Consider the following 12,683-nt stretch of genomic DNA (forward strand, 5'->3'; position numbering starts at 1 on the left):
GCGTGCACGCTCCGATGGGTGCGGGGGACGAAGGGTGCGGGGACCGTACCGACCGGATGGTATGGAGGTCAACGGGTCGCGCGACAGGACTTTTTGCTCGATCATTACCCGTCAGTAGCGAGCAGGGCGTGCCAGGGTGGGCCCGTGGAATTCACGCATCCGCCCGCCACCGCGGCCTGGCTCCACCAGGACTCCAGGCAGGGCTTCGAAGTGGCGTTCTTCCGGCTCACGGACGACGGCAGGCGCATCGACGGGTACGCGGCCGTGGCGGAGGACGGCGACGCCTTCGCCGTCGAGTACGACATCGAACTGGACCCGGACTGGCGCACGCGGACGGCACGGGTCCGCGGCCGCTCGCCCTCGGGCAGCCGCACGGTGCTGCTGGAGTCGGACGGCTCGGGCCACTGGGCGGTCGACGGCAGGCGCGCTCCGTACCTCGACGGCTGCTTCGACGTCGACCTGGAGGCGTCGGCCATGACCAACGCCCTGCCGGTGCGCAGGATGGCACTGCCCCAGGGCACCCGGGCGTCCGCGCCCGCCGCCTGGGTGCGCGCCCTCGACCTCACCGTGGAACGGCTGGAGCAGAGCTACACCCGCACCACCGACCGGGGCACGCACACCTGTTACGACTACACGGCGCCCGCTTTCGGCTTCTCCTCCCGGATCGTCTGCGACGAGTCGGGGCTCCCGCTCGAGTACCCGGGGATCGCCGTCCGCGCGGGCTGACGGCGATCCCGGGCGTTGCGTCTACGGGAAGACGACGAGCGCCCTCCCGCCCTTGCCCGCAAGCATGTTGTCGAAGGCGGCCGGGATGCCGTCGAGGCCGATCCGCTCGGTGATCAGGGTGCTCAGGTCCAGCCGGCCCGCCCGGATGTGCTCCGCCAGCACCGGGATGTCCCGGGCCGGGTCGGAGTTGCCGTAGACGCAGCCCGAGAGCGTGCGGCCCCAGTGGAACAGCTCCAGGGCGTGGAAGGTGACCTGCTGGTCCTTGCCGCCGATGCCGACCACGGTCGTCCGCCCGCCGCGCCGGGTCGAGTCCCACGCGGTGCGGATCGTCACGGCGCGGCCCACGCACTCCACGGCCACGTCCGCGCCCTGGCCGCCGGTCAGCCCGCGGACCTCACGGGCGGTCCCTTCGGAGGCGACGACGAAGTCGGTGGCCCCGGCGGCGAGGGCGAGCTCCTCCTTCGCGGGCGACACGTCCACGGCGACGATCTTCGAGGCGCCGGCGATCCGGGCCGCCTGAATGGTGGCGAGCCCGACTCCGCCGACACCGAGGACGACGACGGACTCCCCCTCCCGGACCCGCGCCGAGTGGTGGATCGCGCCGTATCCGGTGAGCACCGCGCACCCGAGCAGGGCGGCGTCGGTGAGGGGCACCCCGTCCGGGAGCGGCAGCACGCAGCCGGCCGCGACCACGGTCTCCTCCGCGAAGGCGGCGACGTTGAGCCCCGGGTGCAGTTCGGTGCCGTCCTCGGCGACGGCGTGGACGGCGCCGGCGCCCTTGAGCGCACCGGCACAGAGCCACACCTCGCCGATGGAGCAGTGGTGGCAGCTCCCGCAGGACGGCGCCCAGTTGAGCACCACCGCGTCGCCGGGGGCGACATGGCTGACGCCCTCACCCACGGACACCACCGTGCCCGCGCCCTCGTGCCCGAGGACGGCGGGGACCGGCACCTGCATCGTGCCGTTGGACAGGGACAGATCGGAGTGGCAGACCCCGGCTGCGGCGAGGCGGACCCTCACCCGGCCGGGACCCGGCTCGGGGAGTTCGATGCCGGTGATCTCCAGGGCGGAGCCGACGGCGGGCAGGACTGCGGCGCGGACCACGGTGGTTGTCTCCCGGTTCAGAACTGCAGGGACTTGGTGTGCAGGTACTCGGCGAGGCCGTGCGTGCCGAGTTCACGGCCCACACCCGACTGCTTGTACCCGCCGAAGGGGGCCAGCGGGTTGAAGCGGCCGCCGTTGATGTCGACCTGGCCGGTGTCCATACGGCGGGCGAAGGCGACGGCCTCGTCCCGGTCGCCCCACACGGCGCCGGCGAGCCCGTAGACCGTGCCGTTGGCGATCCGCAGGGCGTCGTCCTCGTCCTCGTACTCCATGAGCGAGACGACCGGCCCGAAGATCTCCTCCTGCGCGATGGTCATCTCCGGTGTCACATCGGCGAAGACGGTCGGCGAGACGTAGTAGCCGGTGCCGCGCGGGGCTACGGGGCCTCCGGCGACGAGCCGGGCGCCCTCGGCGACGCCCCGCTCGATGTAGCCGAGCACGCGTTCCCGCTGCCGGGCGCTGACGAGCGGACCGATGCGGTCGCCGGGGACGTACTTGGCGACGGCCTCCGCGGCGAGGGCCACAGCCTCCTCGTACCGGTCCTTGTGCACCAGCATCCGGGTCCAGGCGCTGCACGTCTGGCCCGAGTTGGACATGACGTTCGCGATGCCGACGTTCACGGCGCGGCCGAGATCGGCCCCGGGGAGGATCACGTTGGCCGACTTGCCGCCGAGTTCCAGGGCGACGCGCTTGACCGCCCCGCCCGCGGCCGCGCCGATACGGCGGCCGACGGCGGTGGAGCCGGTGAAGGAGACCAGGTCCACGCCGGGGTGCTCGGCGAGGGCCTGCCCGGCGACCGGGCCGAGGCCGGTGACGAGGTTGAACACCCCGGCCGGCAGCCCCGCTTCGTGGACGGCCTCGGCGAAGAGCTGGGCGGTGAGCGGGGTGTCCTCGGCCGGCTTGAGCACCACGGTGCAGCCGGCGGCGAGGGCGGGGGCGGCCTTGGCGACGATCTGGTGCAGCGGGTAGTTCCACGGGGTGATCGCGCCGACGACGCCGACCGGCTCGTGCAGCACGGTGGAGTTGCCGACCTTCTCCTCGAAGGCGTACGAGGCGGCCAGCTCGGCGTACGAACCGGCGACGAGGATCGGCAGGCCGGCGTGCACGGTCTCGGCGAGCTTGGGCGGGGCGCCGAGTTCGGCGGTGACGGTGGCGGCGATCTCGTCCGCGCGGGCGGCGAGCACGTCCCGGAGTGCGGCGATGCGCGCGGCACGGTCCGCCGGTGCGGTGGCGGCCCAGCCGGGGAACGCGTCGCGGGCGGCTCGCACCGCCGCGTCGACGTCCTCCGGCGAGCCGGCCGGGACGTGGGCGATGACCTGCTCGTCCGCGGGGTTGACCACCGCGATGGTGTCGGCGCCGGCGGCGGGGCGCCACGTGCCGCCGATGTACATCCCGTCGTGGGCCTTCATTCCGCTACTCCTTCGGGCGTGGCAAGAGGTGACCGCAGCCCAAACTAGCGGTGTTAGTTTTTTGGCGCCAGGGCGGCCGGGGGCGAGGTGGTGTGATTCTCCCCCGCCGCCTGCCCGGCCCGCGACCGGTGCTCGTGGGCGCCGTGTACGCAGTCCTGCGACGGAATCGGCTCGAGGCCTTCGGCGAGAGCCCTGATGGCACCGGCGAGCGTCTCCACCTGCGACCCGGAGGACGCCGGAATACGTCACCGAACGCCGGATGCCGGACGCCGGACGCGACGGAATCCCGGTTCCGTGCGGCGTTCCGGCGTCCGGCCCGCGGGTGCGAGGGTGGGGGGTCCCGCACACCGCGGGGCGCTCAGGCCGGGGTCTGCCCGAGCGCCGTCGGGGTCGGCTGCGGCGAGCGCACGGCCGGCGGGGAGATGGACGCGACCTGAGCGCGGCTGCGGTCGACCTGCTGGCCCGCGTTGACCGCCGCCGGCTGCACCGGCTGAGCCTTCTCCTCGGGGGACTTGGCCACCGAGGACCAGGTCCGCAGCCGGTGACTGGCTGCCTCGTCCAGACTGACCGGCGCACCGCGCTGCTCCGCGAGCCGGCTCGCCTCGCGGCCGAGCGCGGCCACGTCGTCCCACCGCAGCCGGAGCACCACGGCCAGTTCGGCCCCGCCGTCCGGAAGCCCCTTCATGATCGGCCCGTCACCATCAGTCATTGCCGCTCCTGTCGTTGAGGCACAGACGCTCGAATTCCCGGGTGCCCACTAGTACGCGGCGGGTCCTCCGGGTGTTCAGCGCAGTGCCGGCCCGAACGAAGTCCCAGCCCGGCCGCCACGGCGAGGAGCAGCCCGAGCATCACGAACGGCGCGGCGGTGCCCGCCACGCCCGCGACGAGACCGGCCGACGCCGGGGCGGCGACCTGGCCGAGGCGGTTGCCGGTGAGCCGGAGCGCCAGCGCGGTCGACCGGGCCTCGGCGGGGGCCGCCCGGACCACGGTCGTCATGGAGAGCGGCTGGCCGGCACCGAGGCAGAAGCCGAGCCCCGCCAGCATCAGGGCGAGCGCCCACACGGGGACGGGCAGGGCCACGCCCGCGCACAGCAGACCCGCCAGCAGACAGGTCACGGCGAGCAGGGGCGTGCGGCCCATGAGCCGGATCATCGGTGTCATCACCAGCCGGCAGGCGATCGTGGCGGCCGCCCGCAGGCTGAGCAGCAGTCCGACGACCGACGGTGCGATCCCCCGGTGTTCGCCGATGACGGGGAGGTACGCGGTGAGGACGTCCGTCGCCGACAGCACGGCCAGACTGATGAAGATGCCGCCCGGCACGCCTCGGGTGCGCAGGATGCGGTGGACGGGTGCCGCGGAGCGGCTGCTGCGGCGGCCGCGCGGCACCGGGCCCTCGATCCGCCACAGCGACGCGAGCGCGACCGCGGCCACGCCCGCCGAGCCGAGCAGGGCGAGTCCGCTGGTGCGGGCCGTGGCGGCGCCGACCACTGCACCGGCGGCGAGCGGTCCGGCGAGCTGGCCCAGCGAGGCCCCGATGGTGAAGTGGCCGAAGTTGCGGTCCTGTTCGTCGGGCGCCGAGCGGCGGGCCACGATCGACTGCGCTCCGATGACGAAGCTCAGATGGCCGAGGCCCATGACCCCGCTCCAGGCGGCCATCGCGGGCAGCGAGCCGGCCACCCCGCTCAGTGCGCAGCCGCCGGACATGAGGACGACGCCCGCGGGCAGCAGGGGGGCGCAGCGCCCGCGGTCCGTCCTGCGGCCCAGCGGTACGGCGGCGAACAGCGGGAGCAGCGCGTACACCCCGGCGATGACGCCGATCGCGCGCTCGTCGGCGCCGAGGGCGAGCGCCCGGTAGGAGACGGCGGGGCGCGCCATCGACACCGCCCCCTGCGCGAAGCTGAAGGCGATGACGAGCCGCAGGAGCCAGCCGCGGCGCATCAGACGATGCCGAAGAGGATTCCGGCGCCGAGGACGACGAGCGAGGTGAGCGCGGCCCACTTGACCGTGAACCGGGTGTGGTCGCCGAACTCGACCTTGGCCATGCCCACGAGGACGTACACGGCGGGGACGAGCGGACTGGACATGTGCAGGGCCTGGCCGGCGAGGGAGGCTCGGGCGATCTCCAGCGGGGAGACGCCGTGCGCCGCGCCGGCCTCGGCGAGCACGGGGAGGACGCCGAAGTAGAAGCCGTCGTTCGACATGAAGTAGGTGAGGGGAAGGCTCAGCAGACCGGTGACGAGCGCCATGTGCGGGCCCATCGCCTCGGGGACGGCGCCGACGAGCCAGTCGGCCATGTGCTCGACCATGCCGGTGCCGGTGAGCACCCCGGTGAAGACGGCGGCGGCGAACACCATGCCGGCGACGTTCAGGACGTTGTCGGCGTGGGCCGCGACGCGCGCCTTCTGGTCGGCCATGTGCGGGAAGTTGACGGTGAGGGCGAGGGCCGCGCCCAGCAGGAACAGCACCGGGATCGGCAGCACCGCCGCGATCATCGAGGCCAGGAGCGCGACGGTGAGCGAGGCGTTGAACCAGTAGAGCCTCGGGCGCAGGGTGTCGCGCTCGGGGTCGAGTCCGCGGAATCCGTCGTCGCCGCCGGACGTGTCCGCGCCGCCGCCCACTGCCGGTGCGCTGCGGTCCGCCCCGCCCGTACCCGGACCCGTGCCCGCCGTACCCGGACCCGTGCCCGCCTGGGCCCCGGCGGCCTCGGTGCCGCCGCCGGTCTTCACCAGGACGGTGCCGGTCCGCGGCTCCAGGGCCTCGTCCAGCGTCAGATGGCCGATGCGCCTGCGCTCGCGGCGGCCGAGGACGTAGGCGAGGGCGAAGACGAAGAGCAGCCCGACGCCCAGCGCGGGGATCATCGGCACGAAGATGTCTGCGGCGTCGAGTTCCAGCGCGGTCGCGGCACGGGCGGTCGGGCCGCCCCACGGCAGGGTGTTCATCACGCCGTTCGCGGTCGCGGCGACACCCGTCATCACCACCAGGCTCATTCCGAGGCGCTTGTAGAGGGGGTACATCGCCGACACGGTGATCATGAAGGTGGTGGAGCCGTCGCCGTCGAGCGAGACGATCGCGGCGAGCAGCGCCGTACCGACCACGACGCGCAGCGGGTCGGCCCTGCAGAAGCGCAGGATGCCCCGCACGATCGGGTCGAAGAGGCCGACGTCGATCATCACGCCGAAGTAGACGATGGCGAACATCAGCATCGCCGCGGTGGGCGCGAGGTTGCCGACGCCCTCCAGCACGTAGTCCCCGAGCTTGGCCCCCTGCCCGACCAGGACGCAGAAGAGCGCGGGGATGAGGACGAGTGCCGCGATCGGCGACATCTTCTTCATCATGATCAGGACCAGGAAGGTCGCGATCATGGCGAAGCCGAGGATGGTCAGCATGGGGGGCAGCACCTCACGTTCGTCCTTGGACTCCCGCCGGAGCCGGCGGCCCGGACGACGTTAGGTGCCGTCGTTTCGCGTTAACAAGATGTTGACGTATGAGCAATAAGCGCAAAACCCCAGCTCAGAGCGGGTGGACGGGTCCACCGGCTCTGAGGCCGCGGGCTGCGGGGAGCGAGGAGGGCCGGGAGGGTGGGGCAGAGTCGCGGCGAGCCGGACGGGGCTCAGCGGGCCGGAGCCACCTCCACGGGGAAGCCGTTGAGCACGGCGGTACCGGAGAGCGGGTCGATGAGCGAGCCGTCGAGCAGCTGGTTGACGTTGACCCCCGGACGGGCCGCCGCGACCGACATCCGGGTGCCCGGACGGTCGTGCCCCCAGCCGTGCGGAAGGCTCACCACACCCTTGCGCACGTCGTCCGTGATCTCGACCGGGACCTCCAGCTCTCCCCCTGCCGCCTTGATCCGGGCGGGGGCTCCGTCGTCGAGCCCCAGCCGGGCGGCGTCGTCCGGATGGACCTGGAGGGTGCAGCGGTTCGAACCGCCGTTGAGCGCCGGGACGTTGTGCATCCAGCTGTTGTTGGACCGCAGATGGCGGCGGCCGACGAGCACCAGCCGGCCGTCCCGCCTCCCGAGCGCCTGCCGCAGCCGCGGGAGGTCCTCGGCGATCGGACCGGGCAGCAACTCGACGCGCCCGCTGCGCGTCCTGAGCACCTGCGCCAGCCTCGGCCGCAGCGGACCGAGGTCGATGCCGTGCGGCTGAGCGAGGAGATCGTCGAGGGTCAGGTCGTACGGGCCGAGGCGCAGCATCATGTCGAGGCGCCGCTCCGGACCGCTCGCGCCGCTCAGCCGGCCGGCGAGCCGCTCGGGGTCCTGGCCGTGCACCGGCGAGCGGGGGTCGGCGACGGCCCTGGCGAGGGAGCCCGATATGACCATGTCGTCGATCGTGGAGGGCTCGGCGCCGTGCATGCCGCCCACGGCCAGGATCAGCCGGGCGTGGATCTCGCACTCGTCCGGCGTGCCCTCTTCGAGCGGGATGGCGGGAGGGGTGTAGCGGACCTGGTTGCGGACGGCGAGGGCGTTGAACGAGAAGTCGTAGTGCCCGCTGCGCGACGGGGGCGGCGGGGGCAGGACGACATCGGCGTGGCGCGAGGTCTCGTTCAGATAGGGGTCGACGCTGACCATGAGGTCGAGTCCGCCCAGCGCCCGGTCCAGCCGCTCACCGTCCGGCGCGGACAGCACCGGGTTGGCGGCGATGGTGATCACGGCCCGGATCCGCCCTTCGCCGGGAGTCTCGATCTCCTCGGCGAGGGCCGCGATGGGCAGTTCGCCCTTCGCCTCGGGGTGACCGGAGACCCTGCTGGCCCAGCGGCCGAGGGCGAAGCCCTTGCCTGGCGGGGCGGGTTCGGTCGCGGGCCGGGGTGCGCGGTCGTGCGCGGCGAGCGGGAAGAGCACCCCGCCGGGCCGGTCCAGATTGCCGGTGAGGACGTTGAGGACGTCGACGAGCCAGCTGGCGAGGGTGCCGTGCTCGACGGTGCAGCTGCCGATGCGCCCGTACACGGCGGCGGTCGGGGCCGCGGCGAGTTCGCGCGCGATCGTCCGGATGACGTCCGCGTCCATGTCGCAGGCCGGGGCGACGGCCTCGGGGGTGAAGTCCCTTACCGCCGCGCGCAGTTCGTCGACGCCCTCGACCCGTTCGGAGAGCGCGCCGGAGTCGGTGAGCCCTTCCTCGAACAGCACCTGGACGAGGGCGGCGAGCAGCAGCGCGTCCGTACCGGGGCGGATGGCCACGTGCCGGTCGGCGAGCCGGGCGGTGCGGGTGCGGCGCGGGTCCACCACGGTGAGCCGGCCGCCGCGGCGCCGCAGCGCCTTGAGCCTGCCGGGGAAGTCGGGTGCGGTGCACAGGCTGCCGTTGGAGTCCAGGGGGTTGGCGCCGAGGAGCAGGAGGTGGTCGGTGCGGTCCAGGTCCGGTACGGGGATCGCGACCGCGTTGCCGAAGAGCAGCCCGCTGGAGACGTGCTTGGGCATCTGGTCGAGGGTGCTGGCCGTGAAGAGGTTGCGGGTGCGCAGCGTGGACAGCAGCACGGGCGGATAGAGCCCGCCGGCCATGGTGTGGACGTTCGGGTTGCCGAGGACGACGCCGACCGCGTTCGGTCCGTGTTCCTCGATCAGCGGGCGGATCCGGGCGGCGATGACGTCGAACGCCTCGCCCCAGCCGGACTCGCGCAGTTCGCCGTGCTCGTCGCGCACCAGCGGGGTCCGCAGCCGGTCGGGGTCGGAGTCCAGTTCGCCGAAGGAGGCGCCCTTGGGGCAGATGAATCCCTCGCTGAAGACGTCGGCGCGGTCCCCGCGGACCGCGCCGACCCGCTCCCCCGCACCGTCCCGTTCGACGGTCAGGGTCAGTCCGCAGGTGGCCTCGCACAGCGGGCAGATCCGCAGGGCGGTACGGGTGGCGTCGGTTCCTGGCATGGGGGCCCTCCCCGGGGCGGCGGCGGCGATGACGCACGGGCACCGGCGAGCATACCGACCGGTACGCACGTTGGGGAGGGCCGTTCGCACGCGCCCGCCCCGGAAGCACCGCATCCGCCCTCACTCCGCGACTCCGGCCCGGCCGGGCCGTGTCCGACGGACGGCGCCGCCCGGTCCGCCCCCGGGACGCGCCACCTCGCCGAGCAGTGCCGTTGACTGGGGGCGGCCGGGAATCCTACTGTCGACCATAGGATTCCTTGGACCGGACGCATCGGGAGTGCGGATGAGCGGCATCGAGCAGGCGAGGAAGTCGGCCGAAGGGCTGGAGTACCTGTCGGGGTTCGGCAACCAACACGCCTCGGAGGCCGTCCCGGGGGCCCTGCCGCTCGGGCGGAACTCGCCGCAGCGCGCGCCCCTCGGGCTGTACGCCGAGCAGCTGAGCGGCAGCGCGTTCACCGAGCCACGCGCGCACAACCGGCGCTCGTGGCTGTACCGCATCCGGCCGTCGGCCGCCCACCCCCCGTTCGTCCGCGCCGACAACGGCGCCCTGCGCACCGCGCCGTTCACCGAGACCGTGCCGGACCCGAACCGGCTCCGCTGGGACCCGCTGCCGGAGCCCGCGCCCGGCACGGACTGGCTGGCCGGCCTGTGGACCCTCGGCGGGAACGGCGACGCCGCCCAGCGCACGGGCATGGCCGTGCACCTCTACCACGCCAACGCCTCCATGGAGCGGCGGGTGTTCGGCGACGCGGACGGCGAGCTGCTGATCGTGCCCGAGCGGGGCGGGCTGCTGCTGCGCACCGAACTGGGCCTGCTGTCCGTGGAACCCGGCGAGGTCGCGCTGGTCCCCCGCGGCGTGCGCTTCCGGGTGGAGCTGCTCGACGACACCGTCCGCGGCTACGTCTGCGAGAACTACGGACAGCCCTTCACCCTGCCCGAGCTGGGCCCGATCGGCGCCAACGGGCTGGCCAACCCCCGCGACTTCCGGGTTCCGGTCGCGGCGTACGAGGACGTCGAGGGCGATGTCGAGGTCGTCAACAAGTTCTGCGGCAATCTGTGGACCGCCACCTACGACCACTCGCCCCTCGACGTCGTCGCCTGGCACGGCAGTCATGTGCCGTACGTCTACGACCTGCGGACGTTCAACGTCATGGGAACCATCTCCTACGACCACCCCGACCCTTCGATCTTCACCGTGCTCACCTCCCCCAGCGACACCCCGGGCCTCGCGGGCGTCGACTTCGTGGTGTTCGCACCGCGCTGGCTCGTCGGTGAGGACACCTTCCGGCCGCCGTACTTCCACCGCAACGTGATGAGCGAGTACATGGGCCTGATCGAGGGCGCCTACGACGCGAAGACCGCCGGAAAGGGAGGCTTCGTCCCCGGCGGCGGCTCGCTGCACAACATGATGTCCGCGCACGGACCCGACCGGGAGACCTTCGACAAGGCGAGCGCCGCCGAGCTCAGGCCGCAGCGGATCGACGACGGCCTTGCGTTCATGTTCGAGACCCGCTGGCCGGTCACCGTCACCGCCCAGGCCGCGAACGCGGACCACCTGCAGGGCGGCTACGACGACGTGTGGCAGGGTCTGGAGCGCCACTTCCGGTCCTGAGGCCGGATCTGATACGGAGTTGCCGTGACCGCCTTCGCCCCCGACTCGCTCGTCCTGAACCGCAAGCTGCCCCTGTGGTACCAGGTCTCGCAGTCGCTGCGTGCCTCCATACTCGGCCGCAGACCGCACGACCCGCTGCGCCTGCCGACGGAGGAGCAGCTGGCCGAGCACTACGGCGTGAGCGTGCTGACCATGCGGCAGGCGCTCAAGGAACTGGAGTCGGAAGGTCTCATCAGCCGGCACCGGCGCCGCGGCACCTTCATCGAGCCGGGGGTCCGGCGCAGTGCGCCCCGGCGGCTGCTGGGCTCGATCGACGCGATCGTGGCCCAGCAGTCCGGCGAACGGACGACCGTCCTCGGGCACGCCGCCGAGCCGGTGCCGGGTGGGCTCGCCGAGTTCTTCCCGGACGCCGACGAGGTCGTCACCTACCGGCGGCTCCGGTGCGACGGCGACAGCGGAGAGCCCACGAACTGGGCGGAGAACGCGGTCCGGGCCGACGTCGCGGCCAGGCTGGACGTGGCGGACCTGGAGCGCTGGCCGATGACCAAGGTGTTGCGGGACGCCGTCGGGGTACGGATCAGCCGCATCACGGACACGGTGGAGGCCCGGCTCGCCGACCCGGAGACGGCGGAGCTGCTTCAGGTGCCCCTGCTGTCGCCGATCCTCCACTACACGGGAGTGACGTACGACGAGGAGGGGCGAGTGGTGGACGTGGCACGGATCCGGTACCGGGGCGACCGGTTCTCGTTCTCCGTGACCGTCGAGGCGGAATGAGCGGCGCGGGGGGCGGCCCCGGCGGCACCGCCGTGCCGCTGGACGCGATCATGCCGTGGTCGACCGGGCCGCTGCGGCTCGGCCGCGGCTGGGTGGTCGCACCCGACGCCCGGACGCTGCGGGCCCGGTGGGACGCGCTGGTCGCGGCGGCGGGCGAGGAGAGGGCCGCACTGTTCGAGGAGACCCGGACCCGCGATCTGGGCAGTACGGTCGCGGCGCTGCCCGGACAGGCGGCCGGGACCGGCCGGTTCGCCGGGGAACGCGGGCCCTGCCCCGACCCGGTGCGCATCGTGCACGGGCCGTTCGACGAGCAGTGGATCCTTCCCGACCACCGGCTGATCGACGTGGCGCGGCCGGAGCTGTGGCGGGTCGCGGACGGCCGGCAGCTCTTCGCCGTGGAGCAGGCCCGCGTGGCGGGCGAGGACGGCCCCGCCGTGCTGGTCTCCGGCATCCTCCCGGACGGACGCTCCCCTGGGAAGGCCGGCCGCGTGCGCCCCCTGTACCGGCGGCCCGGCGGACGTGAGCCCAATCTGGCGCCCGGCCTGAGGGCCGCGCTGCGGGAGCGCTTCCCGGACACGGCGGAGCCCGGAGACGTGCTCGCGTGGGTGGCCGCCGCGGGACGGTCCACGGCCCGGGGCTGCGAGGTGCCGTTCACGGCCGACGCCGGGGTGTGGACCCGCGGGGTGGAACTGGGCAGGCGGCTCATCGGCATCCAGCTCAGGGGTGCGCGCGGTGGTGAGCGGCCGCGGCTTCCCGGCGGCCGGCGGCCGTACGTCCGGGCCGCCGTCCCGGACCGGCCCGTGACGATGGTCTACGACACGGAGGAGGAGGCACTCCTCCTCGACGGGGGACGGATCGCACCGGTGCCGGCCGAGGCATGGGACTTCCGGGTGGGCGGTGTCCGGGTGCTCGAGGACTGGTTCGCGCGGCGGACCGCGGAGCCCGCGGCGGGAAGCCTGGAGGCCCTCCGGCCGTCCGCCTGGCCGCAGGAGTGGACCTCGGAGCTGCTGGAGCTGATCACGGTGCTCGCGCTGCTCGGGCAACTGGAGGGCGCACGCGGAGAGCTGGGCGCCGAGATCGACCGTACGGGCTGGCACGACCTGCGCATACCCCCGGCGCCGAGAGCCGCCCGCGCGCCCGCTTCCGTGCTCGACCACCGCGAGGAGGGGCCGGGCGGGCAGTTCGCGCTGCTGTAGGAGGGCCCGGA

General features: G+C 73.5%; 10 protein-coding genes. 4 read left to right on the forward strand and 6 right to left on the reverse strand.

Annotation, left to right across the window (positions count from 1 at the left end):
- The first annotated feature begins 144 nt into the window (after positions 1 to 144).
- Positions 145 to 726 (forward strand): putative glycolipid-binding domain-containing protein, encoded by a 582-nt coding sequence (locus tag BLT82_RS21595; RefSeq protein WP_093657318.1) that lies wholly within the window; start codon positions 145 to 147, stop codon positions 724 to 726.
- A 21-nt stretch (positions 727 to 747) separates the two neighbouring features.
- On the opposite strand, the gene BLT82_RS21600 is transcribed toward BLT82_RS21595, so the two are convergent.
- The 6 genes from BLT82_RS21600 to BLT82_RS21625 form a co-directional block, all read right to left on the reverse strand.
- Positions 748 to 1,830, reverse strand: coding sequence for a Zn-dependent alcohol dehydrogenase (locus BLT82_RS21600; protein ID WP_093657320.1), 1,083 nt, complete (start codon positions 1,828 to 1,830; stop codon positions 748 to 750).
- Between the two features lie 17 nt (positions 1,831 to 1,847).
- Positions 1,848 to 3,239 (reverse strand): aldehyde dehydrogenase family protein, encoded by a 1,392-nt coding sequence (locus BLT82_RS21605; RefSeq protein WP_093657322.1) that lies wholly within the window; start codon positions 3,237 to 3,239, stop codon positions 1,848 to 1,850.
- A 358-nt stretch (positions 3,240 to 3,597) separates the two neighbouring features.
- Positions 3,598 to 3,948: a hypothetical protein gene (locus BLT82_RS21610; protein ID WP_244292062.1), complete on the reverse strand. Its 351-nt coding sequence runs from the start codon at positions 3,946 to 3,948 to the stop codon at positions 3,598 to 3,600.
- The gene (locus tag BLT82_RS21615; RefSeq protein WP_093657326.1) at positions 3,945 to 5,177 is read right to left on the reverse strand and encodes an MFS transporter; all 1,233 of its coding nucleotides are present in this window, start codon (positions 5,175 to 5,177) and stop codon (positions 3,945 to 3,947) included. The genes BLT82_RS21610 and BLT82_RS21615 overlap by 4 nt, the downstream gene beginning before the upstream one ends.
- Entirely contained in the window at positions 5,177 to 6,625 is a 1,449-nt protein-coding gene (locus BLT82_RS21620; protein WP_093657401.1) for a CitMHS family transporter, read from the reverse strand. Before BLT82_RS21620 ends, BLT82_RS21615 begins: the two co-directional genes overlap by 1 nt.
- Positions 6,626 to 6,849: 224 nt before the next feature.
- Positions 6,850 to 9,090, reverse strand: coding sequence for a molybdopterin oxidoreductase family protein (locus BLT82_RS21625; protein WP_093657328.1), 2,241 nt, complete (start codon positions 9,088 to 9,090; stop codon positions 6,850 to 6,852).
- Positions 9,091 to 9,373: 283 nt separating this feature from the next.
- Between BLT82_RS21625 and hmgA the strand changes: the two genes are divergently transcribed.
- The 3 genes from hmgA to BLT82_RS21640 are packed head-to-tail and all read left to right on the forward strand — an operon-like array spanning position 9,374 to position 12,672.
- On the forward strand, positions 9,374 to 10,702 hold the full coding sequence (gene hmgA, locus BLT82_RS21630) for a homogentisate 1,2-dioxygenase (RefSeq protein ID WP_093657330.1): 1,329 nt from the start codon (positions 9,374 to 9,376) through the stop codon (positions 10,700 to 10,702).
- A 24-nt stretch (positions 10,703 to 10,726) separates the two neighbouring features.
- Positions 10,727 to 11,476 (forward strand): GntR family transcriptional regulator, encoded by a 750-nt coding sequence (locus BLT82_RS21635; protein WP_093657332.1) that lies wholly within the window; start codon positions 10,727 to 10,729, stop codon positions 11,474 to 11,476.
- Entirely contained in the window at positions 11,473 to 12,672 is a 1,200-nt protein-coding gene (locus BLT82_RS21640) for a type ISP restriction/modification enzyme (RefSeq protein WP_093657334.1), read from the forward strand. Before BLT82_RS21635 ends, BLT82_RS21640 begins: the two co-directional genes overlap by 4 nt.
- Positions 12,673 to 12,683: the final 11 nt, after the last annotated feature.

The sequence above is a fragment of the Streptomyces wuyuanensis genome (assembly GCF_900103455.1).
GTDB lineage: Bacteria > Actinomycetota > Actinomycetes > Streptomycetales > Streptomycetaceae > Streptomyces > Streptomyces wuyuanensis.

Coding starts and splice junctions, on each gene's coding strand:
- BLT82_RS21605 (WP_093657322.1), bottom strand. CDS start 3,239: ATGAAGGCCCACGACGGGATGTACATCGGCGGCACGTGGCGCCCCGCC.
- BLT82_RS21610 (WP_244292062.1), bottom strand. CDS start 3,948: ATGACTGATGGTGACGGGCCGATCATGAAGGGGCTTCCGGACGGCGGG.
- BLT82_RS21615 (WP_093657326.1), bottom strand. CDS start 5,177: ATGCGCCGCGGCTGGCTCCTGCGGCTCGTCATCGCCTTCAGCTTCGCG.
- BLT82_RS21620 (WP_093657401.1), bottom strand. CDS start 6,625: ATGCTGACCATCCTCGGCTTCGCCATGATCGCGACCTTCCTGGTCCTG.
- BLT82_RS21625 (WP_093657328.1), bottom strand. CDS start 9,090: ATGCCAGGAACCGACGCCACCCGTACCGCCCTGCGGATCTGCCCGCTG.
- hmgA (WP_093657330.1), top strand. CDS start 9,374: ATGAGCGGCATCGAGCAGGCGAGGAAGTCGGCCGAAGGGCTGGAGTAC.
- BLT82_RS21640 (WP_093657334.1), top strand. CDS start 11,473: ATGAGCGGCGCGGGGGGCGGCCCCGGCGGCACCGCCGTGCCGCTGGAC.